Origin of the sequence: Aristaeella hokkaidonensis, assembly GCF_018128945.1 — a bacterium.
GTDB classification, from domain to species: Bacteria; Bacillota; Clostridia; order Christensenellales; family Aristaeellaceae; genus Aristaeella; species Aristaeella hokkaidonensis.
In genome coordinates this window covers 198146-223804 of the sequence record NZ_CP068393.1, presented here as the reverse complement: position 1 = coordinate 223804, position 25659 = coordinate 198146, and the positions used below count along the sequence as shown (strand labels likewise).

The following is a 25659-nucleotide window of genomic DNA, read 5'->3' as shown; positions in this document are numbered from 1 at the left end:
TCATTTTTCATTGTTCTGGAGGATTCTATGTCAGTTTTTCGCTCCCTGCAGGAGGCCCGCGACTACTTCAGCAAAGATCTTTTTGCCATGTCCAACAGCATGACCTTGGACGCCCTCACGGAAGACGGTGCTGTCTGCGGTATGGAGATCACAGAGCGTCACATGAACGCCGAAGGCGGCCTCATGGGCGGCGCGATTCTCGCCCTGGCGGACTTCACCTTTGCGGCCGCCTCCAACAATGCCCACCGGCCCACGGTTGCCCAGCAGGTCAGCCTGAATTTCCTCAACGCCAGCAAGGGAAAGCACCTGACTGCCACAGCGTCCTGCCTGAAGAGCGGCCGCACTTCCTGCGTCTATGTCATCACCATAAAAGATGACCTGGGCAAGGATATTGCCCAGGCCACATTCACAGGCTTTAAGCTCTGAGATTATTTGATCGTTTCCAGCTGCTTCAGGATGCCGCCGGCCTTCAGTGCAGGACGAACCGCATGGAAGAAAATCGGTGCTGTCACAATCGCGAAAACCGCGTTGATCAGCGAGGGTCCCAGTTTGGCCACCATGATGCCGGGAATCGTATCCACAGGCACCGGCTCCACATACAGTTTGAAAAGCCACGTCTTCAGCATATACAGCGCCACATAGGTCAGTGCGCCCAGCACACAGGAGATAATGAGCGGAAGGAGATTTTCCTTCCAGCTTTTTTCTTCCTTCTTCAGCACCCATTTCTGATAAAGGATGCCGGTCACCCAGGCCATGGCAAACTTGCTCACGAAGGTGATCAGCGCGTCAAAAAAGCTGTATCCGCCCAGCAGTACGTCATAGATCGCGGAACCCAGTCCGGCCGCCGTACCGCCCCAGATCGGTCCAAGCAGCAGGCCGCTCAGCAGGCACATGGAGTTTGCAAAATGGACCTTGCTCTGGCCCAGGGGAATCCGGAATGTGGTAATCACGCAGATAATGGCGGCCATCACACCGGTAAAAACAATCCGGGTAATCAGCGCATTGCTGTTCTTTCCGCCTGCTGTATTGCTCATAACAATGACCCCTTTCAGAACCCTTGACTTTGGATGCAAAGGAGTATATGCTTTGCTTGGCCATATGAAAAGTGCCAGAAATGGAGAATTTTATAAGACCAGATGAGTACGAAAAAACCGGCTTACCTGACCCTGTATGAGTCTCTCCGGGAAGAGATCATCTCAGGCATCCGCCCCTTTGGCAGCCGTCTGCCCTCCCGCCGCATTCTTGCCCGGGACCGGGGTGTCAGCGCCATCACCGCGGAACACAGCATTGAACTCCTGTGTGAGGAAGGGTATGCGGAATCCCGTCCCCGCAGCGGTTGCTATGTCATTTACCGGGAATCAGACGGGTTCACCCTGCCCTCCGTCCGGACAGAGCACAGGCTTCCCTCCGTACCTCCCACGCCGGACCGGGACACTTTCCCCTTCCCCGCCCTGGCCCGTGTCATGCGCCGGGTTCTGACCGAGTACGGTGAAGAAATCATGATACGTTCTCCCAATACCGGCTGTACCTTCCTGCGGGAAACGCTGTGCAGTTATCTTGCCCGTAACCGAGGCATCCGTGTTCAGCCGGACCAGATTATCATCGGTGCCGGAGCGGAATACCTTTACGGACTTGTGGTGGAACTGCTGGGTAGCAGCCGGATATTCGGCATTGAAGCCCCCTCCTATCAGAAGATCGAACAGGTCTACCGTTCCCGGAATGTACAGGTGGACTTCTGTCCCTTGGGAAAGGACGGTATTCTTTCTGAAGCGCTCCGTTCCACAAAAGCTTCCGTGCTTCATATCACTCCCTTCCGGAGTTTCCCCAGCGGCGTCACCGCCACGGCTTCCAAGCGCCGGGAATACCTGCGCTGGGCGTCAGAACCGGACCGGTATATCGTGGAGGACGACTATGAATCAGAGTTCTCTCTCCTGCGCAAACCGGAAGAAACGCTCTTTGCCGGAACCGCCCGCCAGAATGTGATCTACCTGAACACCTTCTCCCGCACAGTATCCCCTTCTTTCCGTGTGGGATATATGGTGCTTCCCCGCGCCTTGCTCCCTGTTTTCGAACTCCGTGTGGGATTTTACAGCTGTACAGTTCCCACCTTTGAGCAATATGTGCTGGCGGAGCTGATCAGCGGCGGGGATTTCGAACGGCATATCAACCGGATCCGCCGCGTCGAGCGAAAAACTTCCGGAAACTGAAAAAGCGGGAACGGATTTCATTCCGTTCCCGCTTTCTTTTCCGCGGCGTTTATTCTTCCGCACCGTAAGTGCACAGGGCGCCCACGTCCAGCTCCGCGATGTTCAGGATCGTCACATTTCCCTGCAGGTCTTCATACAGGTACACGATTGTATAGTAAGGCTGCGCTCCGGGATAGACAACTGTAGCCTGGCACAGGAACGCGTGGTTGGTTCCCGCCACCACCTGTGAACCCAGGTAAGCTACCGGCGTATATCCGACGCCCACCAGACCCTCGAGTCCTTTATCAAACAGCGCCTGCAATTCTTCCGTCACGGCAGGATCAGCAGAGGGCGTCCAGCCGCCGGACAGGGGGCCGTCTTCAGCGGCAGCAGCGCTCACCAGCATCAGCAGGGCAGACAGTACAGCAATCAGCTTTTTCATGATCTTGTTTCCTTCCTTTCGGCCGTTTTTCCGTTCTCATCTGTTTATACGCAAAAAAGAATGCCTTGGGTTCTGTCCGGTTTCTTTTTTCTCTTGTTTTATTGTATTTTTCTCCCGCAAAGAACACAAGGAATTAATTGACGATGGGTTTTCGGAACTATATAATGGATGCGACAAATGAATAGCCGGTGTATCTGCGCAGCGATGCGCGGCGCTGCTTCTCAGGAAGCGCGTCATAGGAACACGGATGAGAGTTCCGGGCTATCCCAGTAACCGTGAAGCTGACGAAAGCACGTAAAGAAGCCACTGCAATTGTGCGGGAAGGTGTGCAAGTAGAATGAAGCCAAGCCGGGAGACTTGTTTACACCGTGAAAATATCATTCCCCTGGGGGTGGGATATGCTATAAAACTTACAGACAGTCCGTCTGTGGGTTTTGTTGGCGTGCCTCGGGGAGGGACGCTTTTCTTTTGCTTCCTCCCGCTGATTCATTTGATCATTTTCATGAGGAGGGACATATATAATGTCCAGGAAACTTGTATCCCTTTTCCTTGCGGCGCTGATGATTTTCAGCATGACATCAGTACTGGCCGAGGATACCGCGGTCACTGTCACGGATATGTACGGCCGTGAGATCATCCTGACAGAGCCCGCCACCCGGATTGTCGCCCTGCAGCCTTCTGACTGCGAAATTCTGTGCGCCATCGGCTGCGAAGACGCCCTGGTGGGTATCGGACAGTATTGCGATTACCCCGCTTCCATCACGAACCTGCCCAAGGTTCAGTCCGGCAAGGAGACCAACATTGAAGAGATCCTGGCCCTGGAGCCCCAGATCGTTCTGATGAATGATATGAGCCAGTCCGAGGATCAGGTGAAACAACTGGAAGAAAACGGCGTGAAGGTTGTCATCAGCACCACCTCCGATATTGCCAGCATCTACACCGCCATTCGCATGATCGGCGCCCTGATGGGCAAGGATGATAATGCCGAAGCGCTGATTGCTGACATCCAGGCTACCTGCGATGAAATCAGGGCAAAAACCGAAGGCAATGAAAAGACCGTCTATTTTGAGATTTCTCCGCCTCCGTATCTGTACTCCTGCGGCAGCAGCAGCTTTACCCATGAACTGGCTGAAATCTGCGGTCTCAAAAACATCTTCGGCGACCAGGCTGATCCCTGGCTGATGATCAGCGATGAGCAGGTCATCGAGCGCAACCCTGACTATATCATTCTGATGAACGGTATGGGTGCCGAAGGCATCGATGAAATCGCAGCCCGCGATGGCTGGGGAGATATTACCGCCATCAAGGAAAAGAATATCTATTACGATGGAACCAGCATGATGACCCGTCCCGGCCCGCGCCTGAAGGACGCTGTCATCGAACTGTATAACTTTGTCTATGGTGATGAAGCCGAGGAAGTCCCGGCTGCTTAATTCCACTTATTCAGGGGGAACCGGATTGGTTTCGGTTCCCCTTTCCTGTTGTTGAGGTTGCTATGCAGAAATCGCGGCTGCTCCTGCGGGAGCGATTCTCACCCCTTACCTATCTGTTCCTGTCTGCAGCGCTGTTCCTGACTATGGTCCTGTGTATCTGCGTCGGCAGCGTCAGGATCACTTTTTCCGATACCGTCACAGCGGTATGGAACGCTGTCTGGGGGCTGCCGATTCCCCAGAATATCGCCAAAAACATCATTCTGAATGTCCGACTGCCCCGCGTGCTGTGCGTCACGCTGGCCGGGGCGTCTTTATCCATATGCGGTGCCGCCATGCAGGGGCTCCTGCGCAATCCCCTTGCCGATGGCTCCACCATGGGCGTTTCCTCCGGTGCCGCCTTGGGCGCAATCATTGCGATTGTCATCGGATTCACCATTCCCGGCTCCGCCTACGGCGGCACTATGATCATGGCCATGGCTTTTGCCTTTGGCTCACTGATCCTGATTCTTTCCCTTGCTTACGCCCTGGACCGGTCGCTGAGCACCAGCAGCATCATCCTGATCGGCGTCATCTTTACCATGTTCATTTCCAGCATTATTTCGCTGCTGATTACCTTCTGCAGTGATCACACCCGTTCTCTGAGCTACTGGACGCTCGGTTCCTTTTCCGGAGTAAACTATGACCAGGTCAAACTGCTGCTTCTGGCACTTCTCCTGTGCGGCGGAATCCTGTTTCGCTTCAGTCCGGAACTGAACGCCTTTGCCATCGGCGAAGACAACGCAAGGCACATCGGCGTGAATGTGAAACGGGTGAAACTGATCATCCTGATTACCGTTTCCGTCCTCATCGGCGTCTGTGTGTCCATTTCGGGCACAGTCAGCTTTGTCGGCCTTGTCATGCCCCATATTGCCCGGATGTTGGTCGGACCGAACCACAAGCGTTTGTTGCCGGCTTCCCTGTTCTCCGGTGCCATTTTCCTGCTTCTGGCGGATCTGGTTGCCCGTACCCTGCTCAGTCCTATTGAACTGTCCATCGGTGTGGTCACGTCCATGGTCGGGGCTGTCGCGTTCGTGATCATTTTCAACAAGACAAGAAAGGCCAGGTGACCGGAATGCTGCAGGGAGAACACATTACTGTCCGCTACGGCAGCTTTACGGTTGTCGATGATCTTTCCTTCCGCCTGGAGGAAGGCCAGTGGCTCATGCTGGCCGGACCGAACGGAGCCGGCAAATCCACCCTGATCGAAACCATCGCCCAGGGTACACCCTATACCGGTTCAATCCGGTGGCAGGATGAGGATATCCGTGCGCTGAAGGCGGCCAGCCTGGCACAGAAAATCGGTGTGCTGGCACAAAAAAACAATGTAGGATATGCCTACACTGTGGAGGAAGTTGTCGGTCTTGGGCGTTATGCCTACAAAGCAGGTCTGTTTTCCGGCCGGGATGACGACGGAAAAGCCGCCGTGGAAAAAGCGCTGGAAATCACAGGGCTCACAGAGCTCCGCCACGCCAGCATGCTGACGCTTTCCGGCGGAGAAATGCAGCGCGTTTTCCTGGCCCAGGTTTTCGCCCAGAACCCGCAGGTCCTGATCCTGGATGAACCTGCCAATCACCTGGACCTGAAGTACCAGCAGCACATCTTCTCGCTCATTCAGGAATGGCTGGCGCAGCCCGGCCGGGCCGTCCTGTCCGTGGTTCATGACCTGAGCCTTGCACGGCGTTACGGTACGCATGCGATCCTCCTGGATCACGGAAAAACCGTGTCACAGGGAACAATCAGCGATGTCATGACGCCGGATAACCTGAAGCAGGTTTACGGCATGGACGTCTATGCATGGATGCGGGACATGCTGTCCCAGTGGCAGGAGCCGTCACAGCCCGATACCGGTATATGATCCGTCCTCTTTCAGGATATAACCGCAGCCGTTTTTCACCTGGAAATCATAGTAACTGCCCTGGGGTCGTGCCATCGCTTCCATGATCGACATAATGGTACCCCCGTGGATGATCAGGGCGCAGTCTTCACTCCCTGCCTCCTGTCGGATGGACTGAAAGGCTGCCAGGCTGCGTGCCGCGAAATCCGCCCGGCTTTCGCCGTCCGGAAAGGGCAGTTCTCCACCGGAGTCGATCCAGGCCTGGTAATCTTCCCGCCCGTTCAGTTCCTCGTAGTTTTTATATTCAAATTCGCCGAAATCACATTCCCGGAAATCCGGAATGATTTCGGCTTTTATATTGGGATAAAGGATTGCTGCCGTTTCCAGGCACCGGCGCATGGGGCTGGAATATACCTTCTTTACGGCAGGATATTCTCCCTGCTGCAGCTTTGCAATGCCTTCCGGGCAAAGCGGCTCATCCGTCCGGCAGCCCACGTAGCGCCTTTCTGTATTTCCCTGTGTCATACCGTGCCTGATCAGGATCCAGCTCACTTGATCCGCACCCCGATTCCGCACACGCATCTGGTTACCTGCTCCGCGTTCCGGGCAATCACACACAGGACACGGCCCACAGTTTCCCTGAAGGCTCTGTCTTCTGCCGCCATGGGTACCACGCCGGAACCAACCTCATCGGAAACAATCACTGCCTCCGGGTGTTCTCTGCAGAACATCTCCGCGAAAGCCAGCGCTTCCTGTCCTTCTTTTTGCACTTTTCCCCGGATGGTTTCATGAAACCGCTCAAAAATCTCCCCATCCGGATTCTCCTGCCGGGCCAGTTCTTCCTGTCCCTGGTATGCTCCGCCTATATACAGTTTCAAAGCAGTCTTCCTCCGATCACAATCACGGCAATCAGTGCCAGCTCCGTCACCTGCAGGAACCATCCTGCCAGGTCCCCCGTCACGCCGCCGAACTGCCGGTATGCCATGCGCCTGTAACCCAGAACGCACACCGCGGCTGCAGCCGCGCAAAGCAGAGCAAGCCAGCCGCCCGTCAGTATCCAGACACACAGGCAGATCAAAGCATATATCCCGCCGCTGACCGACACCATCCTGATTCGGGTAACCCTGGAAAAATCGTCCAGCATTCCCTGCTCCCTGGCACCCTTCATCACAGCCAGCGCCCATGCGCTGAGCGCCCTGGACAGGATAAAGACACAGATCAGGCTGGGACCGGCCGATGCGAACAGCTCACTGTACAGGGCAGCAGAAAGCAGCAGATACCCTGCGCAGGCCATCACCGCGAAAGCACCTGTATGGCTGTCTTTCAGGATCTCCAGGCGCTTTTCCGCCGGCTGCCAGGACGCCAGCGCATCCACAGTATCCATAAAACCGTCCATATGGATACCTCCGGTAATCACCAGCGGCAGAAGCGCTGCCACTGCGCCCCGGAGAAACAGGTCAATTTCGAAATGATCACACAATGCCAGCCATCCCCACAGCAGCAGGCCGGTCACCAGCCCGACCAGGGGAAAGAAACACATGCTGTACCGCCGGTTTTCTTCTGTCCATTCCACCTGCGGAACCGGAATCCGGGAATAGGTGGAGAAAGCAATCAACAGGGATCGGATCAAACGCATGGCAATTCTCCTTTCACCGGAACAGGAATCGAATAAACCACTTCCACAACACAGTCAGCCATTTCAGCCGCCTGCCGGTTCACTTCCGCCAGGCAATGCAGGTATTCTTTTACAGAGGGTGAATAATCCACGCCATCCGAGAACAGGTCGTTGGTAACCATCACCAGATTGCGGCACCGCGCAGCCAGTTCCCGGAGTGACGGCACAATCTGCTCCGGATCGCCGCCATCAAACATCTCGTTTGCTGTCATGTTTACCAGGTCTTCCAGCAGGACTGTGCTGCCGTCTTCAATCGGGGCTGCTGCCAGGTCCTTTTCACACTCAACGGTCCGGAATCCCTTGTCCGCGCGCTGCTTCCTGTGCCGTTCCACCCGCAGTTCCGATTCCCTGTCGTATACCTGCATGGTTGCAATATATACGCGTTGCTCTTCCGGCAGGGTTTGAATCAGTTTTTCCGCCCAGGTGGATTTTCCGCAGCCGCTTCCGCCTGTTACCAGAACAATCATATTTTTCCCTCCTGCGGCGTATAGGCGTCCATTCCCAGGTTGCTGAAGGTATGAGGGCCGTTATATACCCGCAGTACCATATCCAGCAGCGGCAGCAGCAGGACTCCCCCGGTTCCTTCTCCCAGGGCTGTCTGCGCATGGATCACCGGTTCCATATCCAGAGCCTGCATAATCAGCCTGTCTGCCGGTTCCTTGCTGACTGTTCCCGGAAGGATGGACTGCGTCACGTCTGGATTGATCCGTGCGGCTGTCAGGGCGGATACCATCGGGATCATCCCGTCCGGAATCGTCGGAATATGATATTTCAGTCCGCCCAGGTAGGCGCCGGCCATACCCGCCAGCTCAAATCCGCCTACTTTGGCCAGCACGTCTACCGCGTCGCCCGCGTCAGGCTTATTTACCTGAATAGCTTTCCGGATAGCGCTGATTTTTCTCTTCAGTCCCGCATCGGAAAGTCCTGCCCCGCGGCCTGTCACCTTTTCGGGATCCAGTCCCAGCAGCACGGCGGAAACCGCGCTGGCTGCGGTTGTATTGCCGATGCCCATTTCACCGATCACGGCAATCCGGTATCCCTGTTCATGAAGCTCTTTCATCTGCTCCATACCGGCCCGGATTGCTTTCTCTGCCTGTTCCCGGGTCATGGCAGGGCCTTCCGTCATATCGGCGGTTCCCCGCCCGGCATGCCGGTCCACAGTGCCCGGCACAGGTTCCAGCATGCCCATGTCCACAGCCACCACATCCGTATGAGCCTCAGCCGCCATCAGGTTGATGTTCCCGGTTCCTTCTCCGATCGCTTTAGCCACCAGTGCCGTTACGCTGCTGTCCGTCTGGGTGACGCCCTGCCGGACCACACCGTGATCCCCGCAGAAAACCAGCGCGCACCGACGGTCGATACACACATTTTCCGTTCCCTGGACACCTGCAATCCGGACCACCAGATCCTCCAGGAGCCCCAGGGAATGCAGCGGTTTTGCCACACTGTCCCAGCGCCTGCGCGCTTCATCCTGTACTTTCATTCATTCTCTCCGTCCATCATCCGGACTACCTCTTTGATTTCATTAAACCGGGCTGTCACCTTCCCGTAATTGTCCCTGATATGCGGAAAGACGCAGTTGATACAGCTTTTGATGTTCTTGTCCGTGTAAACATAGTTCCCCCCGCACTTCCGGCCAAGCGTATACAGGGGGCAGTAGCAGAACAGGCAGTTGAATTCCTCTTCCGGCACCCCCGTGTGGCAGGGAAAATAACGGCATTCCCTGTTCTGGAAAAAGCTGTTGCTGTTTGGGGTCTTTTCCATTTTCAGTCTCCTATGCAAGTAATCCGGTCACTGCGGCAATCAGCATCATCAGGCCGCTTGTCACATAAAGAAGACGGTTAACCTTCCGGATATCCTCTTCCTCCGCCGACCGGTCATCATCCCCGATCGTCGGTTTCTCCACCGGTTTGCCAAAGTACAGATGCGTACCGCCCAGTTGGATATGCAGGGCACCTGCCGCCGCGGCTTCACTCCAGGCACTGTTGGGACTCTTGTGATTGGCGTGATCCCTGCGGACAATGCGCAGGGCATTCTTCCCGTCCAGGCCGGTCAGCCGGGCGGCAAGAGCCATCAGCAGGGCTGTCAGCCGCGCCGGAATAAAATTCAGGACGTCATCCAGCTTTGCGCTGCTCCAGCCGATATCCCGGTATTTTTCATCCATATAGCCCACCATGGAATCCAGCGTATTCACCGCTTTGTATCCCCACAGCAGCACCGGGCCGCCGATCAGGGCATACAGGATCGGTGAAATCACTCCGTCTGTGGTATTCTCTGCCACCGTTTCCACTGTAGCCTTGATAATCTCTTCCTCGTTCAGGTTTTCCGTGTCTCTCCCGACAATGCGGGCCACCTGTTTTCGTGCCGGTCCAACTCCCAGTTTCAGGGCTCGCCCGACTCCTCTGGCTTCCTTCGCCATGCAGGTAACCGCAATCCCCATCCAGTCCATCAGTGCCATACCTATGAACAGCGGAACGTCCCCTGCCAGCCTGAGCAGCCATAGGATCAGTGTGACCGCCGCCATGGTTGCCAGCGTAGTGGAAATCGTCAGGATCAGGGCACAGATCCGCAGGTTTCCGCCCCTTTTCCGGAGCCGTTTTTCCGCAAAAGATATGTATTTCCCGATCAGCCGGACCGGATGATAAAGCCATTCCGGATCGCCCAGAAGCAGGTCCAGCAGATAACCGGCAATCAGCGCGGCAATGCCCAGCTTCATTTCCTGTCCTCCCCGCGCATGATTTCATAGACCTTTTCCATATCCACACTGCTCCGTACGATGGCAGCAATCCGGTCAAACTCCTTTTCCCGGAATGCTTCAAAGCTGACCGGAACGCTTTCTTTGCCTGTTTCGCCCCGTTCTTCACGGATCCGTGCGGCCATGGCGGCGAAGAGCTTTCCATCGTCAAACACTCCGTGCAGGTAGCTTCCCAGCACGTTACCACCCGCATTCATGATGCCGTCCGTTCCTTCCGCTGTCCGCAGCCAGGGCTGTGCACTCTTCCCTAAAATGTTCTGCCCGGCGTGGATTTCATAGCCGTCCATGAACGTTCCGTTGTATTTCTCCAGCCAGCCGGAGGCACACTCCACCGTGCCAACCGCCTGCGTTGTCTGTTTTTCCTTTTCAAAAATGACGTCCATATCCAGCAGTCCGAGTCCGGATGCCTCCGGCACTCCTGATTCTGTATGTTCCGGATCTTTCAGCCGGTTTCCGAGCATCTGGTATCCGCCGCAGATACCGAATACCATTCCCCCGCGGCGGGCATGCCGGATGATGGCCTGGTCCATTCCGCGGTTGCGCATGTCAATCAGGTCCTCAATGGTATTCTTCGTTCCCGGGAGCACTATCAGATCTGCCTTTTCCAGGTCTCCGGCACTTTCCGCGTAGCGCAGCCTGCAGCCCGGCTGCAGCGCCAGGGACTGGAAATCCGTGAAGTTGGAGATATGCCGCAGCTTAACTACTGCCACGTCAATATCGCCTTCGCCGCTCTGCCTGCGGAAGCGTTCCGTAACGCTGTCCTCATCTTCCAGCTCCACATTCATCCACGGCACTACGCCGATCACGGGAATATGGATTCTGTCCTCCAGCATACGGAGACCGGGCTCCAGGATTTTGACGTCACCCCGGAACTTGTTGATGATGATTCCCCGGACCCGTTTCCTTTCCTCTTCTGTCAGCAGCATCACCGTCCCCAGCAGGGACGCAAATACGCCGCCCAGGTCAATATCACCCACAAGGATCACAGGCGCGTCTGCAGCTTCCGCCATGCTCATATTGACGATATCGCCCTCCCGCAAGTTAATCTCTGCCGGGCTTCCAGCGCCTTCAATGATCACATAATCGTTTTCCGACTCCAGCGAATCATAGATTTCTTTAATCCGCCTGCGGAGCGCTGGTTTGTATTCATGGTATTCCATCGCCGTCATAGTACCGATGGCTTTTCCCTCAACAATCACCTGGCTGCGCCGGTCGCTTGTAGGTTTCAGCAGCACAGGATTCATCCGTGCGTCCGGTTCCATGCCTGCCGCCTGTGCCTGGGTCACCTGCGCCCGGCCCATTTCCAGGCCTTTCTTCGTCACGAAGGAATTCAGGGACATATTCTGCGCCTTGAAGGGAGCTGCTTTCCATCCGTCCTGCTTCAGGATCCGGAGAAATGCGCTGCAAAGAACGCTTTTACCAACCGAGGAAGCTGTTCCCTGGATCATCAGACATTTACCGTACATGCAGTATTTCCTCCAATGCAGCAATCAGCCTGGTATTCTCTTCTTCGGTTTTCACCGCCAGCCGCCAGAAACTGGCCGGCAGGCCGAAGGATGTACAGGTGCGGACCAGGATTTTCCGGGCCTTCAGCGTTTCTGCTGCGGCAGTCATATCCCAGTGAAAATCAACCAGCAGGAAATTGCCCTCCGAAGGATGAACCTCCGCGCCCAGCTTCTGCAGCTGCGTTCTGAACAGGTTTCTTCTTTCCCTGTTCAGTTCACACTCTGCCGCAATCTGTTCTTTATGTTCAGGAAGCGCTGCAGCTATTTCCGTTGCGGCCGTGTCCGGTGTCCAGGAAAGCGTCTTCTGCCGGAGCCTTTCAATGATTTCCGGTTCTGCGCATATATAACCGAGCCGTACGCCGGGAGTGCCGAGGATTTTTGAAAAGGATCCCAGGAGGATCAGTCCGGGTTGCAGATCCCTGCGCAGGCTGTATTCCGGACAGTATTCGATGAAGGCTTCATCCACTGCCAGACGGCCGCCGCACGCCTTCGTTTCCGTCAGTATTGCCAGCAGTGTCTCCTTTGTCCGGACCTCGCCTGTGGGGTTATTGGGATTGCACACAATCAGTGTGTCTCCCGGTTCACAGGAACCCTCCCACACGGCTGTCTTTCGTCCATGGATCGCTGCCCGTGCGGTGTATTCCCCGAAGGTTGGCGGCAGAGTAAATATGCATCCGCCGTCCAGCTGTGTCACCAGATCAATGGCAGCTGCTCCGCCCGCCGTTGGCAGGATATATTCCTCCGGAATCTTCAGGAAACGGGCAATCCCTTTACGGGCTTGCTTCATCTCAGGATCCGGGTAGTACCGTATATTGTCCAGCGATTGACGTATCACTTCCGTAACCCATTGTGCCGGTCCTTCCGGCCTCAGGTTTGCGGAAAAGTCAAGCCATTCGGACGGGTTCTCAGTGACCCACACATTACCGCCGTGATTCACTGCCCATCCCCCTTTTTATATGATCGGTTTATGTCAGTATTTTACAATGGATAGACAGGCACGTCAATTTACAGGCCGGGCTTGCCTGGCCGAAATCTGCGTTGCGATTCACCACGGACTCTGGTATACTGACTATACACAGTTCAGAATGAATCTATATTCGAAAATGCCGGAAGGAGAGCGCGTACATGAGACGCTCCGCTTTCATCTCTTTTTTGTCATTGCTTCTTGTCTTTGCCTGTGTTTCTCCTGGGCAGGCGGAGACCCGGAAGCTCAACCTGATCTTTATTGGCGGGGATTCTGATACTGAAGAAAGCAAAAACAACCTGTTCAGGACCATTCTGCTCAACAACGAAGCTTTTCAGGAAGACGCCCAATCCTTCTTTATCAGATCTGCCGGCCGGGATTATTCAAACGACGCTGCCATTCAGCGCACGGAAGCAGCTGTCGGCTATCTGTCAGATCATTGTATGAATGTTGTAGGAGGCTACTCTCACGGAGGGCAGTCCATCTTTTTCATTGAGATGGATAAAATCAGTGAGATCTATCTGATCGATGCCTGTGTCAGCATCCGCGGAATATGTTCTGATCCCGAAATGAACGGCATTGTCTGGGCAAATTGGATCGTCTCCACGGTCCGGCAGGGTGTCAATGTTCACCTGCTTGTCTCTGTCGGCATGCGCGATGAACCTTCCGGTTCCAGGTTCGCACTCAACAATCTGAAAAAGCTGGCGGCAAAGGATTCCTCGCTCATTCCGTTGAATGACGGATGGTACTGTGCAGTGGATGAAAACGGCAAGGAACTGGGACGAATCGAAACCGCACTCCTGGCCTGCAATCACAACTCCATCATCTCCCTTGTCGAGGATCAGGTGGCACGATACATTTATGAAAAATGGCAGGAGCCCGTCAACTGATCCCGTTTTCCTGTCCTGTCGGCCGGAAGCAGCTGTTTCCGACCGATGTTTGTTTTCTGGCATAAAGTCCTTGACTTAAAGTTTACTCTAAGTTTTATCATGGTTTCAGTAAGATCCTGAACCACATTTATGATATATACAGTCTGGAGGGAATACGATGTTTGGATTCAAATACTTTACACCCACCAAAGTGGTCTTTGGCAGGGAAACAGAATCTCAGGTTGCATCCCTGATTAAGGAATTCGGCGGAAAAAAAGTCCTGATTCATTACGGCGGCGGCAGCGTGATCCGCTCCGGCCTGATGAAGAAAGTTACGGATTCGCTTGACGCAGCAGGAATCCCTTATGTGATGCTCGGCGGTGCCGTACCGAATCCCCGCCTCTCTCTGGTATATGAAGGCATTGATCTGTGCAAAAAGGAAGGGGTTGATTTCCTGCTGGCCGTTGGCGGCGGAAGCGCTATCGACTCTGCCAAAGCCATCGGCTACGGTGTCACCAATGACGGCGACGTCTGGGATTTCTATGATTACAAGCGAAAAGCCACAGCCTGTCTGCCCCTGGGCGTCATCCTGACTCTCGCCGCCACCGGAAGCGAAATGAGCGACTCTTCCGTCATTACCAAGGAAGAAGGCCTGGTCAAGCGCGGCTATAGCAGTGATTACTGCCGTCCGAAATTTGCTATCATGAATCCGGAACTGACCATGACCCTTCCGGACTATCAGACTGCCTGCGGCTGCACCGATATCATGATGCACACCATGGAACGCTATTTCACCAACGGCGGAAACATGGAAATCACCGATGCCCTGGCGGAAGGCCTGATCCGCACCGTGATGAAAAACGCTGAAATCCTTGTGAAGGATCCGAAAAACTACGAAGCCCGCGCTGAAGTTATGTGGGCCGGAAGTCTCTCCCATAATGGACTCACCGGCTGCGGCAACGACGGCGGTGACTGGATGACGCATAAGCTGGAGCATGAGCTGGGCGGCCTGTATGATGTTGCCCACGGTGCCGGGCTGGCTGCCATCTGGGGAAGCTGGGCCCGGTACGTCTGTGGAAACTGTCTGCCCCGGTTTAAGCAGTTTGCTGTCAATGTCATGGGTGTTGAACCCGTCGGTTCAGATGAGGAAATCGCTCTGAAGGGCATTGAAGCCATGGAAGACTTCTACCGCCGGATTCATATGCCCACCAACCTGAGGGAACTCGGCGTCAATGCCACCGACGAAGACCTGGCCGAAATGGCTCATAAGTGCGCTGTCGGCGTAGGCGGCTCCATGGGTTCCGCTCGGCTGCTGTATGAAAAGGACATGCTGGAAATCTTCAAGGCCAGCCGGTAAACATCAGTTCCCAACCTGTTCATCTGAAAGGAAGAAACGGATATGGAAAAGAATCTGAAAGTCCTGATGCTAAACGGGAGCCCGCATGAAAATGGCAATACTGCCCTTGCCTTCCGGGAAATGGAGCAGGTCTTCCGGGAAAACGGCGTGGAAGTTGAAAACATCCTCCTGGGGAAAAAGGCGATCCGCGGATGCATTGCCTGCGGAACCTGCCGGAAAAACGGAAAATGCGTTTTTGATGACGTTGTCAATGAACTGGCTGAAAAATTCAGTGATGCGGACGGCCTGGTCGTCGGTTCGCCGGTTTATTTCGGTTCTGCCAATGGCACGCTGGTATCTGCGCTGCAGCGGCTGTTCTACAGCACTTCCTTTGACAAGAGCCTGAAGGTCGGGGCCAGCGTGGTCTGTGCCCGGCGTTCCGGATGCACCGCCACCTTTGATGAGCTGAACAAGTTCTTTACCCTGGCCAATATGCCGGTAGCCTCCAGCCAGTACTGGAACAATATTTACGGTGGTATTCCCGGCGAGGCAGAGACGGACATGGAAGGCCGCCAGGTCATGCGCGTGCTGGCAAGGAATATGGTTTTCCTCATGAAGAGCATTGCCCTGGGCAAAGCGGAAATCGGAATTCCCCAGGCGGAAGAACCCCGGGTATGGACAAACTTCATCCGCTGATTCATTGACAGAGCGGAGCAGAAAGGAAGCGTGCTGAATGAGTATCAATCTGAATGCCATGCCAAAGCTGGGGTTCGGCCTCATGCGCCTGCCCGAGAAAGACGGAGTCATCGATATCGGCCATGTAAACCGCATGGTGGATGCCTATATGCAGGCCGGGATGAATTACTTTGATACAGCCTATGTTTATCACGGCGGCAATTCCGAGAAAGCCATCAAGGAAGCCCTGGTAAAACGCTATCCGCGTGATCAGTTCATGCTTGCCACAAAGCTTCCAGCCTGGTGCCTCAAAGGGCCGGAAGACAGGGATCGTGTATTCAATGAACAGCTGGAACGGTGCGGTGTGGATTACTTTGATTTCTACCTGCTCCATTCCATTGAGGACGGCAGCAACGGCGATACCTATGAACGCCTGGACTGCTTCAATTGGGGACTGCAGAAAAAAGCGGAAGGCAAAATCCGGCACTTCGGTTTTTCCTTCCACGGAAGTCCCTTCTATCTGATCAAGGTTCTGGACGCCCATCCGGAAATTGAGTTCGTGCAGATCCAGCTGAACTACGCAGACTGGAAAAACCCTGTCGTCCGTTCCGGGGAACTGTATGAAATCCTGCACAACAGGGATATCCCCATGATCATTATGGAGCCGGTCAAGGGCGGTACGCTTGCCGCACTGAAGCCGGAACTGGAAGCCATGTACAAGGCAGCCCGTCCTGAAGCTTCCATCGCCTCCTGGGCGCTGCGCTTTGTCGGTTCCCTGCCGGGAGTCATGACCATTCTGTCAGGTATGAGCACCGAAGAGCAGATGAAAGATAACATTGGAACATTCATCAACTTTGAACCGCTGACCGAAGATGAAAAGAAACTGGTGGACAAAGTCCGGACCATCATGCTCAATGTGCCGCAGATCGGCTGTACGTCCTGCCGGTACTGCACGCCCGGATGCCCGATGAATATATCAATCCCGGACGTGTTCCGCGCAGTGAACACCATGAACCTGTACGGTGATGAGTTCCGTCCCAAAGCATTCTACGGCGGACTGATCGGCCAGGGATACGGCCGCGCTTTCGACTGCATCGCCTGCGGCCAGTGCGAAGGCGTATGCCCGCAGCACCTGCCGATCATTGACCTGTTGAAAGAGGCTTCCGGCAAACTGGATGCCTGACCGGGGAGAGATAAGATGATGGATAAGCATCAGGCCGCAGCGGGGCTGTGTCATGTCGCGATCCGGACCCGGGACATTCTCGAAAGTGTCCGGTTTTATACGGAAATCCTCGGTCTTCCGGAGGCCTTCCGTATGCACGGGGAAGACGGTTCCCTGGCAACCGTATATATCTTCCTGGCACCCGGACAGTATCTGGAATTATTTGCCAACGGGCGGAAAGAAACAGCGGCTGATTCGGAAACAATCGGCTTCTGCCATCTCTGCCTGATGACCCATGATATCCAGCGTTCCTATGAAACCGTCCGTGCAAAAGGCGGTCCGCTGGACTCAGAAATCCGCCGCGGCTTATCCCGGTGCCTCATGTTCTGGATCCATGACCCGGACGGCACGCAGATTGAAATCATGGAAATGCCGCCTGAATCCCTCCAGGCTCAGGCTGACAAACGCCTGGCCGGTTCAAACGGATAACACGGAAAACGCATAAAAAAAGCTCAGATCGTAATCACCACGATTCTGAGCTTTCCTTTTACGGGAATAAATCTTCCTGCTGTCCACGGTTTTCGTGACCGGGCTGAATTCCCAGGTAACACGCCGCTGACGGTTGAGTTCCTTCTGAGCTTTTTTGCTCATTTTGTCCTTTGGAACAAATCTGGCCATAGTAATCATCTCCCTTCGTATGGCGCAGGAGAATTCTATCATTTTTTCACAGCCTTTACAAGGATTGCACAGCACAGCGGCCCCCGCCTTCACGGGGGCCGCCATTCTGATTGTCTGTCTGTTTTTTACACAAGCTGTCTGCGGGCACGTTCCTTTTCCGCGGCTTCGTCATCCGCCGGATACCACATAGGCTCCACCAGATGGACGCTGCATGCCTCGCCCTGGGCAAAGGTAACGCGATGGGGTGTCTGTACCTTCAGCAGCTGGTCGCCCACAGGCACAAGGTATTCCGTGCGGTCTGTCAGGAAAATACGTTTTTCAACATGGGTCGCAAAACCGTCATCATCCGGACCTGTCAGGGCAATCTCATTGGGACGGGTGGCCACCACCATTTCCTCGGCCGCATCAGCAGGCACGGTAAGATTCAGGGGCTGATCCATATGGCCTTTGGGATAAGCCTTGCCGTCCTGGATAACCACATTGATAAAGGTACTCTCACCCAGGAAGTTATGAACGAATCGGTTGCAGGGTTTATTGTACAGGTTTTCCGGAGTATCAATCTGCATGATTTTACCCATATCACACACCATCATCCGGTCCGAGATCGCCATGGCTTCAGACTGGTCGTGAGTTACGAAGATAATGGTGAAGTTGAACTTCCGCTGCAGGGCTTTGATTTCAAAGCGCATGGTTTCCCGCAGTTTGGGGTCCAGGTTCGACAGGGGCTCATCCAGCAACATAACCTTGGGATTTGTGACAATCGCCCGGGCCAGGGCGATACGTTGCTGCTGGCCGCCGGACAGGTCGCCCGGCCAGGCTTTTTCCAGCCCCGTCAGGCTGGTATGATGCAGCGCTTCATTCACCCGGCGGACGATATCCGTCTTGTTCAGTTTCTGGATGCGCAGGGGGAAGGCTACGTTCTCAAAAACATTCATATGCGGCCAGACCGCAAAGGCCTGGAATACCATACCCAGTCCCCGTTCTTCCGGCGGAACATACAGATTCTTTTTGCTGGAGGATACCAGCCTGCCGCACAGTTCGATCTCACCTTCTGTCAGATCCTCAAATCCGGCAATCATGCGCAGGGTGGTTGATTTGCCGCAGCCGGAGGGGCCCAGGAAGGAGAAGCATTCACCTTCGTGCACCCGCAGGTTGAAATCATCCACAGCCACGATATTGCCCAGCGTTTTTGTCGTGAATACTTTGGTAACATGATCCAGGATAATCTGATCTCCCACGGATTACACCCCCTTCCTGTCCTTGGTAATCTTGGTTACAATGGTATTCAGGATAATGATAATACCGATCGCCACGGTTGCCAGTGCAGCTGCCTGGGGAATCATGCCCGCGTCGCGCAGGGAGTAGATCTGTACGCCCAGCGTGCGGGTATAGGGGCCGTACAGCAGGATGGATGTCGTAACCTCGCGCATGGCCGGCAGGAAAATCAGGAAGAAGCCGCTCACCATGGCCGGGCGGATCAGGGGCAGGGTAATATCCGCCAGTCCCTCGGTATGGCTGGCGCCGCAGACGCGGGCTGCTTCCTCCAGGGAAGAGTGCACCTGCAGCAGGGCTGCTGAGGAGGTCTTCATACTGAAGCTCAGGTACCGCGCCAGATATGCCACCAGGATGATCCAGATGGTATTGTACAGGTTGATGCCCGCAATGCGTCCACTCCAGGCCAGGATCACACCGATGGACAGCACCGTGCCGGGAATAGCATAGGGTAGCATGGAGGTAACTTCCAGGATGCCTTTGCCCTTGGGCCGGATCTTCTGCACCACGTATGCCACCAGCGTACCAAGAAACATACAGATGATACCGGCCGTAATGGATACGAACAGGGAGTTTCGGATTGCGGCGATGGTGCCGTTTGCCGTGAACACCTTGACGTACTGCGCCAGCGTGAAGTTCTCAAAGGCAATCGGCAGGCCGTAGGCTTTCAGGAAGGAAACCAGCACGATCATCACCAGCGGCACGATCACGATCAGGATCAGTGTCAGGATCGCCAGCAGGAACAGGGGAATCTTCGCGCCGCGCAGCTTGATCAGCGTCGGACGCATGGATTTACCCTTTATGATATCGTAGTTGCCCGAGGACAGGATTTTGTTCTGCAGGATCAGGGCAATGGCTACAACCACCACCAGCATGACAGAGAGCGCCGCGCCCTGGCGGATACCGTCAAAGGATCCGCCGGAGTTGTAGATCACGGCGTAAATCCGGGTCGGCAGGGTATATATGCCCTTGGCATAGCCCAGGATGGAGGGCACGCCGAAATGGGCCAGGGAGGTGGTCAGGATCAGCAATGCGCCGGCGGAAATAGCGGGTTTCACCAGCGGCAGGGTGATCTTCCAGATCACCTGGCGCTGCTTCGCGCCGGCAATGCGCGCGGATTCCTCCAGCGTGGGATCCATGCGTTCCAGTGCGGATACCACCTGCATGAACACAAAGGGGAAATAGTAACTGACTTCAACAAACACGATACCCCAGACGGAGTTGATGTTGATGGGCATACCGCTCAGATGGAACAGGTCCCTGAGCCATTTGTTGATGTAGCCGGAGCGGCCGTTGAACATCATGTCCCAGGCCATGGCTCCCAAAAACGGCGGGAACATGTACGGAATGTTGAACAGCGCCCGCATCAGGCCCTTGGCCGGAATATCGCTTCGGCCAAGGAGCCAGGCATAGAACACACCCATAATGGTTCCCAGGATGGTCGCGAACACGGCGATCTTCAGGGTGTTCCACATAGCCTCCAGGTTCTTGCCGTCCGTCACCTGTTCCACGAACATGTCGATTTCCGGCTTTCCCTCGTTGAAAAAGGCGTTGTAGATAATCATCACAATGGGAATCACCACGATGATGAGCAGCAGGATAAAGCAGACCACCGTCATGACCTTATCCATGTTCAGCCGTTTCCGTCCGTCCACGGCTGCCAGCTCTGCGCTGACATGACTGCCGTAGCGTCTCATGCGGATGCGCCTCCTTTCTTTGCGGGATAGCAGCGGGTGTTCAGGAACCGGATTCCCACGGTTTCCCCTTCATTGGCCACGCCCGTTGTCCTGGCGTCCAGCATGGACTGCTGCACACGGATCTGTTTCTGTCCCAGGGAAAGGAAGTAGTTATATTCACTGCCCAGGAACACCCTGGAATCCACTTTGGCCTTCAGCGGTGACTGAGAATCAAAGACGATATCGTTAGGCCGTACGCCGATTTCGTATCCGCCGTTTGCTGCCTCTTCAGGTACCTCCAGGGGATAGGGAATCTTTTCGCCACAGTTCAGGAACAGGCTGTCTCCCTCCTTCTCCAGGGGCAGGAAATTGGAAACACCGATGAACTCAAAGGTGAAACGGTTGGCCGGACGCAGGATGATCTCCTCGTCTGTTCCGTACTGACAGAGGGTGCCGTCCTGCTCCATAATCGCCATCTTGTCGCACAGCTGCAGTGCGGACTGTTGATCGTGGGTGATATACAGGATCGTAGCATTCAGCCTCTTCTGGATCATCCGGATTTCCAGCAGCATTTCTTCCCGCAGCTTAGCGTCCAGGTTGGTAATGGGTTCATCCATAACCAGCAAGTCACTGTCAATGACAAGGGCACGGGCGATTGCCACGCGTTGCTGCTGTCCGCCTGAAAGCTGGTTCGGCAGGTGATTGGCGTATTCCGTCATATGCACCTGTTCCAATGCTTTCATGGCCCTCTGGCGGATTTCATCCTTGGGCCTGCGCTGCTTTTTCAGGGGATAGCTTACGTTTTCCAGTACCGTCATGTGGGGCCACACGGCGTAGTCCTGGAACACAATGCCGATATTTCGTTTTTCCGCCGGCACATTCACGCGTTTCTTCGCGTCAAACAGCACCCGGTCGCCCACGGTGATCGAGCCCGTTTCCGGTTTGTTCAATCCCAGCAGGGCACGCACCAGTGTTGTTTTACCGCAGCCGGACGGTCCTACCAGGCACACGATTGTTCCGCTTTCCACTTCCAGTGAGAAGTTTTCAAGTACCGTGTTCGTGCCGTAGCGGAAAGTGATATTGTCAAATTTGACGTTTGCCATCTATCATTCTCCTTGTGTTCTTCCCTTCCCCTTTGCTGCTTTTCCCCATAGAAAAAAGCGGGCATGCTCCCCCGTGTACGGACGCGCATGCCCAGAGGAAACAGAAGGATTACTTATCGAAGATCTTATTGAAATTGTCCAGGTAGGTCTGCAGGTTCGCGCCCAGGTCATTGTAATCAACTTCCATGTTGATCGCGGCGATGGCGGAAGTATCCACCTGCATCTCCACATCGTCACGGACGGAAACCAGGTTGTTGGCTACCAGTACTTCCTGTCCTTCCTTGGAAAGAATGAAGTCCATCAGCAGTTTGGCATTGTCTTCATTGGCGCAGCCCTTGATCATGGCAATGGGGCTGGTCATGGTGATTACGTCCTCGGTGGTGTAGTGGAACGCCATGGGAGAACCTTCAGCGATCAGGTTCGCGGACACGTAGTCAAGGCAGATACCTACTTCATAGGAAGCGTCAGCCACGCGGTTATGGGTGGCGGTGGTGCCGCTCTCCAGTTCCACACCGTTGGCCTTCAGGGCTTTAAAGTAATCTTCACCGTACTTGGGATTCTGCATCATGGCAGCCATCCAGTACTTGGTGGTGGAAGCCTGGGACGGGTCGGTCATGATAATCTGGCCCTGCCACTTGGGATCCAGGAAATCATTCCAGGTCTGGGGAGCATCCGCTTCATCCACCAGGCCGATATTCCAGGCCACGCCCATGGTCACCAGACGGCCGGCGGTGTAGTATCCGTCGGGATCCATATATTCCTTGGCAATGTGATCTGTTTCAGGAGATACGTAGGGCTGCAGCCAGCCATTGGCCTTGAAGGCTTCATAGTCGGACGGGTCGCCCAGCCACACGAGGTCGCTGGCAATCTGGCCGTTATCCTGGGCTTCAGTGGTCATCTTGGTAACCAGCTTACCGCCGCCGGCATAGTAGTATTCCATATCCACATCGGGATATTTGGCTTCAAATGCCTGTTCAATGGCCTGCAGCTGCGCTTCCTGCATGGAAGAGTAGAGCATAACCTTTCCTTCTGCCATCGCCATGGAAGCCATAGCAAGCACGGTCAGGGCAAGCAGTAGAGCGACGAGTTTCTTCATGTGAGAGTCCTCCCTTTCAATTTTGGCAATTTTATAACCATATTATGCAAATATGGCTTCTTTTTGTCAATGGACAATCTAATCACATTCAGCTGAATGATTTACATTTTTTGCCATCTCCTTTCATGCAGCAACCCCGCCCTTTCTTTCAGGATTCAGTGATCTGTGTTAAAATCATAGAGAATGGATAATTATATGGACAAGGCGGCATGATTATGCGAATTGAAACAGAAAGACTGATTATCACCGAGTTTACCCCGGATATGGCACAGGCTGTCCATGAAAACTCCCTTGATGAAGATAACCGGAGATTCGTTCCGGACGAAGTGTTTGAAACAGTAGACGAAGCCCGGGAAACCATTGAGTTTCTTATGGGCCAGTATAGCCGGCCTGACGGCCCCCTGGTATACCCTGTCCTGACAAAAGCCGGCGGCGAGAACATCGGATATGTTCAGATGGCTCCCATCGGAAACGGAATCTGGGAAATCGGCTATCATATTGCGAAGCAGTATACCGGAAACGGCTATGCCACGGAAGCTGTCAACGCCTTCCTGCCTGTCATCACCGGATCCATGGGAATAGATCAAGTGCAGGGGATCTGCCTCAGCGACAATATTGCCTCAAAGCACGTCCTGAAAAAGTGCGGATTCGAACCGGTGTTTGAGGGTGTCAGCGATTACCAGGGAGAACAGCGGGAAGTGTTCCGGAGCATCTGGAAAAGGGCCTGAATCTCTGCAGAAAACGACCTGACAAATCTTCGCAAACCGGGAAATGTCAGCTTATCGGATTGTCTGTATAGTATGTCTCGACAGGAGGGAAACGTATGGAGTGGATCGCGGCAATGCAGCGGGCAATCACCTACATGGAAGAGCATCTGCTGGAAGAAATCAACTATGAAGACGTAGCGAAGCATGTGCACACTTCGTGTTATGAGTTTCATAGGGCTTTCAGCTTCCTGACGGGAATCACTGCCAACGCCTATATCCGTAACCGCAGGCTGTCTCTCGCCGGACGGGAAATCGTGGAAACCGATGCTTCCATTACAGACATTGCGCTGAAATACGGATATGAAACACCGGAAAGCTTCACCAAAGCTTTTGCGAGGTTTCATGGAATCGCGCCCAGTTTTGCCAGGCAGAAATCCGCGAAGCTCGTACTTTTCAACCCTCTCACAATCAAATTGACAGTGGAAGGCGGTAAAAGTATGGACTACAGAATCGTACAGACAGAGCAGCAGAAGTTTATTGCCATGGTTCGGAGCTTCCCGATTGAGATCATCAATGATGACGACAACCACGATGTTGCTGATTTCTGGGAAGAATGCAATCAGAAGAACCTGATCGGCCCGATGTGCGGCCTGCGTCCGGATGGCAAACGGGACCTGTACGGCCTTTGCTCCCCGACAAAGGAAGGCAAGGACACCTTTGAATACGGAATCGGCGTCCTGCTCGACGGGGACACTGCCGCGTTTGACCTTGCGGAAATGGAAAAGGCCGGCTACAGCGTCTGGGATGTGAAACCGGGAACCTATGTGGTCTTTGACTGTGTCGGTGAAGACGGAGACTGCATCACCGAGACCTGGTCCAAATTCTACAAGGAATTCCTGCCCCAGATGGGCTATGAAGCCTCCGAAGAAACAGATTATGAAATCTATTTTGAAAAAGGCAGACCCGGCATCTTCTGCGAGCTGTGGATCCCGGTAAAAAAGAAGTAATATTGTTTGTCCTTGTACAGGACGCTTCGGCGTCCTGTTTTTTCTTTCTTCAGGTCATCTTCTGCATTTTCCTTGTACATGATAAAAGAATCTGATTTCCGGTGTTGACAGGGAAATAAAAGCGTGCTATAACATTTCCTATAAAACAGATAGGTTATCTGTAATTTGGAGATGAAGTATTATGCGGTTCCCCCTCCTCAGCAAACGATGTTGACCTGCTAAGCAGATCGTATGAAGCACTGACAATATACAGACCGAGAGGAGTATGACAGATCATGAAGACTTATGACAGAATCACTGACCTGATCGGGGGAACCCCGCTTTTAAAGCTCACAAACTATAACCGGCTGAACTCACTTGGAGCGACAATCTACGGCAAGCTGGAATATTTCAATCCCGCCGGAAGCGTGAAAGACCGGATTGCGAAGGCAATGATCGACGACGCGGAAGACAAGGGCATTCTGAAGCCCGACTCCGTGATCATTGAGCCCACCAGTGGCAACACCGGCATCGGCCTGGCGGCTGTTGCGGCTGCCCGTGGCTACCGGATTATCCTGACCATGCCTGAAACCATGAGTATTGAACGCCGCAACCTGCTGAAGGCGTATGGTGCCGAGCTCGTACTGACCGAAGGTGCGAAAGGCATGAAAGGCGCAATTGAAAAGGCTCATGAGCTCGCCGCCGAAACACCCCACAGCTTCATTCCCAGCCAGTTTACCAACATCGCCAACCCGAAAGCCCACCGTGCCACTACCGGTCCGGAAATCTGGGAAGATACAGACGGTAAGGTAGATATCTTCGTTGCAGGCGTAGGTACGGGCGGTACGGTTTCCGGCGTCGGACAGTACCTGAAGGAACAGAACCCCAATGTGAAAGTCGTCGCTGTTGAACCGGCCGGTTCTCCGGTGCTTTCCCAGGGAACATCCGGACCGCACAAGATTCAGGGCATCGGTGCAGGCTTTGTACCGGATACCCTGGATACCGGAATCTATGACGAAATCATCGCGGTCGATAATGAGGACGCGTTTGATACCGGCAGAACCCTGGCACGGAAAGAAGGCCTCCTGGTTGGTATTTCTTCCGGCGCCGCAGTCTGGGCTGCAACTGAGTTGGCAAAACGACCCGAGAACAAAGGCAAAATCATCGTCGCCCTGCTCCCGGATACCGGTGAACGTTATCTGTCCACCCCCATGTTCTCCGATTAATCAGAAGAGGAATGAAATCATGAAGTTTACTGCACGCCCC

28 protein-coding genes and 1 riboswitch are annotated in these 25659 nt (G+C 54.4%); of the genes, 13 read left to right on the top strand and 15 right to left on the bottom strand.

Annotation, left to right across the window (positions count from 1 at the left end; all coding sequences use genetic code 11):
• Positions 1-27 precede the first annotated feature (27 nt).
• Entirely contained in the window at positions 28-426 is a 399-nt protein-coding gene (locus tag JYE49_RS01040; RefSeq protein ID WP_093956599.1) for a PaaI family thioesterase, read from the top strand.
• Between the two features lie 2 nt (positions 427-428).
• Here JYE49_RS01040 and JYE49_RS01035 read toward each other — a convergent pair whose 3' ends face one another.
• A complete protein-coding gene (locus JYE49_RS01035; protein ID WP_093956600.1) occupies positions 429-1034 on the bottom strand; it encodes an ECF transporter S component in 606 nt (201 codons plus the stop codon).
• Between the two features lie 102 nt (positions 1035-1136).
• On the opposite strand from JYE49_RS01035, the gene pdxR reads away from it, so the two are divergent.
• Positions 1137-2207: a MocR-like pyridoxine biosynthesis transcription factor PdxR gene (pdxR, locus tag JYE49_RS01030; protein ID WP_093956601.1), complete on the top strand. Its 1071-nt coding sequence runs from the start codon at positions 1137-1139 to the stop codon at positions 2205-2207.
• Positions 2208-2256: 49 nt separating this feature from the next.
• On the opposite strand, the gene JYE49_RS01025 is transcribed toward pdxR, so the two are convergent.
• On the bottom strand, positions 2257-2628 hold the full coding sequence (locus JYE49_RS01025; protein WP_283399332.1) for a hypothetical protein: 372 nt from the start codon (positions 2626-2628) through the stop codon (positions 2257-2259).
• Positions 2629-2804: 176 nt separating this feature from the next.
• A riboswitch (cobalamin riboswitch) is annotated at positions 2805-3006 on the top strand.
• Positions 3007-3149: 143 nt separating this feature from the next.
• On the opposite strand from JYE49_RS01025, the gene JYE49_RS01020 reads away from it, so the two are divergent.
• The 3 genes from JYE49_RS01020 to JYE49_RS01010 all read left to right on the top strand — a co-directional run bounded on the left by JYE49_RS01020 (position 3150) and on the right by JYE49_RS01010 (position 5955).
• On the top strand, positions 3150-4061 hold the full coding sequence (locus JYE49_RS01020) for an ABC transporter substrate-binding protein (protein ID WP_093956602.1): 912 nt from the start codon (positions 3150-3152) through the stop codon (positions 4059-4061).
• Positions 4062-4123: 62 nt separating this feature from the next.
• Positions 4124-5167: a FecCD family ABC transporter permease gene (locus JYE49_RS01015; protein WP_093956603.1), complete on the top strand. Its 1044-nt coding sequence runs from the start codon at positions 4124-4126 to the stop codon at positions 5165-5167.
• 5 nt (positions 5168-5172) lie between these two features.
• Entirely contained in the window at positions 5173-5955 is a 783-nt protein-coding gene (locus JYE49_RS01010) for an ABC transporter ATP-binding protein (protein ID WP_143754469.1), read from the top strand.
• On the opposite strand, the gene JYE49_RS01005 is transcribed toward JYE49_RS01010, so the two are convergent.
• From JYE49_RS01005 to JYE49_RS00965, 9 genes are read right to left on the bottom strand one after another with little or no spacing between them, the layout of a single operon-like run.
• On the bottom strand, positions 5932-6486 hold the full coding sequence (locus JYE49_RS01005; protein WP_283399333.1) for a histidine phosphatase family protein: 555 nt from the start codon (positions 6484-6486) through the stop codon (positions 5932-5934). The genes JYE49_RS01010 and JYE49_RS01005 overlap by 24 nt on opposite strands.
• Positions 6483-6812 carry a bifunctional adenosylcobinamide kinase/adenosylcobinamide-phosphate guanylyltransferase gene (locus tag JYE49_RS01000; protein WP_093956606.1) on the bottom strand — a complete coding sequence of 110 codons (330 nt, stop codon included), beginning with the start codon at positions 6810-6812 and terminating at the stop codon, positions 6483-6485. Before JYE49_RS01000 ends, JYE49_RS01005 begins: the two co-directional genes overlap by 4 nt.
• Positions 6809-7570: an adenosylcobinamide-GDP ribazoletransferase gene (locus tag JYE49_RS00995; RefSeq protein ID WP_093956607.1), complete on the bottom strand. Its 762-nt coding sequence runs from the start codon at positions 7568-7570 to the stop codon at positions 6809-6811. The genes JYE49_RS01000 and JYE49_RS00995 overlap by 4 nt, the downstream gene beginning before the upstream one ends.
• Positions 7561-8076 (bottom strand): bifunctional adenosylcobinamide kinase/adenosylcobinamide-phosphate guanylyltransferase, encoded by a 516-nt coding sequence (locus tag JYE49_RS00990; RefSeq protein WP_093956608.1) that lies wholly within the window; start codon positions 8074-8076, stop codon positions 7561-7563. Before JYE49_RS00990 ends, JYE49_RS00995 begins: the two co-directional genes overlap by 10 nt.
• The gene (gene cobT, locus JYE49_RS00985; protein ID WP_093956609.1) at positions 8073-9092 is read right to left on the bottom strand and encodes a nicotinate-nucleotide--dimethylbenzimidazole phosphoribosyltransferase; all 1020 of its coding nucleotides are present in this window, start codon (positions 9090-9092) and stop codon (positions 8073-8075) included. Before cobT ends, JYE49_RS00990 begins: the two co-directional genes overlap by 4 nt.
• Complete coding sequence (locus tag JYE49_RS00980; RefSeq protein WP_093956610.1) at positions 9089-9373, bottom strand: cysteine-rich small domain-containing protein; 285 nt, start codon at positions 9371-9373, stop codon at positions 9089-9091. The genes cobT and JYE49_RS00980 overlap by 4 nt, the downstream gene beginning before the upstream one ends.
• Positions 9374-9383: 10 nt before the next feature.
• Entirely contained in the window at positions 9384-10325 is a 942-nt protein-coding gene (gene cbiB, locus JYE49_RS00975; RefSeq protein WP_093956611.1) for an adenosylcobinamide-phosphate synthase CbiB, read from the bottom strand.
• Positions 10322-11830, bottom strand: coding sequence for a cobyric acid synthase (locus JYE49_RS00970; protein WP_093956612.1), 1509 nt, complete (start codon positions 11828-11830; stop codon positions 10322-10324). Before JYE49_RS00970 ends, cbiB begins: the two co-directional genes overlap by 4 nt.
• The gene (locus JYE49_RS00965) at positions 11820-12788 is read right to left on the bottom strand and encodes a pyridoxal phosphate-dependent aminotransferase (RefSeq protein ID WP_304583332.1); all 969 of its coding nucleotides are present in this window, start codon (positions 12786-12788) and stop codon (positions 11820-11822) included. The genes JYE49_RS00970 and JYE49_RS00965 overlap by 11 nt, the downstream gene beginning before the upstream one ends.
• A 206-nt stretch (positions 12789-12994) precedes the next feature.
• Here JYE49_RS00965 and JYE49_RS00960 point away from each other — a divergent pair, with 206 nt between their 5' ends.
• From JYE49_RS00960 to JYE49_RS00940, 5 genes are all read left to right on the top strand, one after another.
• Positions 12995-13723 carry a hypothetical protein gene (locus tag JYE49_RS00960; RefSeq protein WP_093956614.1) on the top strand — a complete coding sequence of 243 codons (729 nt, stop codon included), beginning with the start codon at positions 12995-12997 and terminating at the stop codon, positions 13721-13723.
• Positions 13724-13880: 157 nt separating this feature from the next.
• Entirely contained in the window at positions 13881-15059 is a 1179-nt protein-coding gene (locus JYE49_RS00955; protein WP_093956615.1) for an iron-containing alcohol dehydrogenase, read from the top strand.
• A gap of 54 nt (positions 15060-15113) precedes the next feature.
• Positions 15114-15734 carry a flavodoxin family protein gene (locus JYE49_RS00950; RefSeq protein ID WP_346763110.1) on the top strand — a complete coding sequence of 207 codons (621 nt, stop codon included), beginning with the start codon at positions 15114-15116 and terminating at the stop codon, positions 15732-15734.
• A 37-nt stretch (positions 15735-15771) separates the two neighbouring features.
• Positions 15772-16896 (top strand): aldo/keto reductase, encoded by a 1125-nt coding sequence (locus tag JYE49_RS00945; protein ID WP_179217261.1) that lies wholly within the window; start codon positions 15772-15774, stop codon positions 16894-16896.
• A gap of 18 nt (positions 16897-16914) precedes the next feature.
• Complete coding sequence (locus JYE49_RS00940; protein WP_304583295.1) at positions 16915-17364, top strand: VOC family protein; 450 nt, start codon at positions 16915-16917, stop codon at positions 17362-17364.
• Positions 17365-17678: 314 nt separating this feature from the next.
• On the opposite strand, the gene JYE49_RS00935 is transcribed toward JYE49_RS00940, so the two are convergent.
• The 4 genes from JYE49_RS00935 to JYE49_RS00920 all read right to left on the bottom strand — a co-directional run bounded on the left by JYE49_RS00935 (position 17679) and on the right by JYE49_RS00920 (position 22700).
• Positions 17679-18791 carry an ABC transporter ATP-binding protein gene (locus tag JYE49_RS00935; protein WP_283399334.1) on the bottom strand — a complete coding sequence of 371 codons (1113 nt, stop codon included), beginning with the start codon at positions 18789-18791 and terminating at the stop codon, positions 17679-17681.
• Positions 18792-18794: 3 nt separating this feature from the next.
• Positions 18795-20522 carry an ABC transporter permease gene (locus tag JYE49_RS00930; RefSeq protein WP_093956619.1) on the bottom strand — a complete coding sequence of 576 codons (1728 nt, stop codon included), beginning with the start codon at positions 20520-20522 and terminating at the stop codon, positions 18795-18797.
• Positions 20519-21604: an ABC transporter ATP-binding protein gene (locus tag JYE49_RS00925; RefSeq protein ID WP_093956620.1), complete on the bottom strand. Its 1086-nt coding sequence runs from the start codon at positions 21602-21604 to the stop codon at positions 20519-20521. Before JYE49_RS00925 ends, JYE49_RS00930 begins: the two co-directional genes overlap by 4 nt.
• Before the next feature lie 109 nt (positions 21605-21713).
• Complete coding sequence (locus JYE49_RS00920) at positions 21714-22700, bottom strand: ABC transporter substrate-binding protein (RefSeq protein WP_093956621.1); 987 nt, start codon at positions 22698-22700, stop codon at positions 21714-21716.
• Positions 22701-22915: 215 nt separating this feature from the next.
• Here JYE49_RS00920 and JYE49_RS00915 point away from each other — a divergent pair, with 215 nt between their 5' ends.
• The 3 genes from JYE49_RS00915 to cysK all read left to right on the top strand — a co-directional run bounded on the left by JYE49_RS00915 (position 22916) and on the right by cysK (position 25619).
• Positions 22916-23428: a GNAT family N-acetyltransferase gene (locus JYE49_RS00915; protein ID WP_179217262.1), complete on the top strand. Its 513-nt coding sequence runs from the start codon at positions 22916-22918 to the stop codon at positions 23426-23428.
• 95 nt (positions 23429-23523) lie between these two features.
• Positions 23524-24414 (top strand): AraC family transcriptional regulator, encoded by an 891-nt coding sequence (locus JYE49_RS00910; RefSeq protein ID WP_093956623.1) that lies wholly within the window; start codon positions 23524-23526, stop codon positions 24412-24414.
• Between the two features lie 275 nt (positions 24415-24689).
• Positions 24690-25619, top strand: coding sequence for a cysteine synthase A (cysK, locus tag JYE49_RS00905; protein ID WP_093956624.1), 930 nt, complete (start codon positions 24690-24692; stop codon positions 25617-25619).
• The last annotated feature ends 40 nt before the right edge of the window (positions 25620-25659 follow it).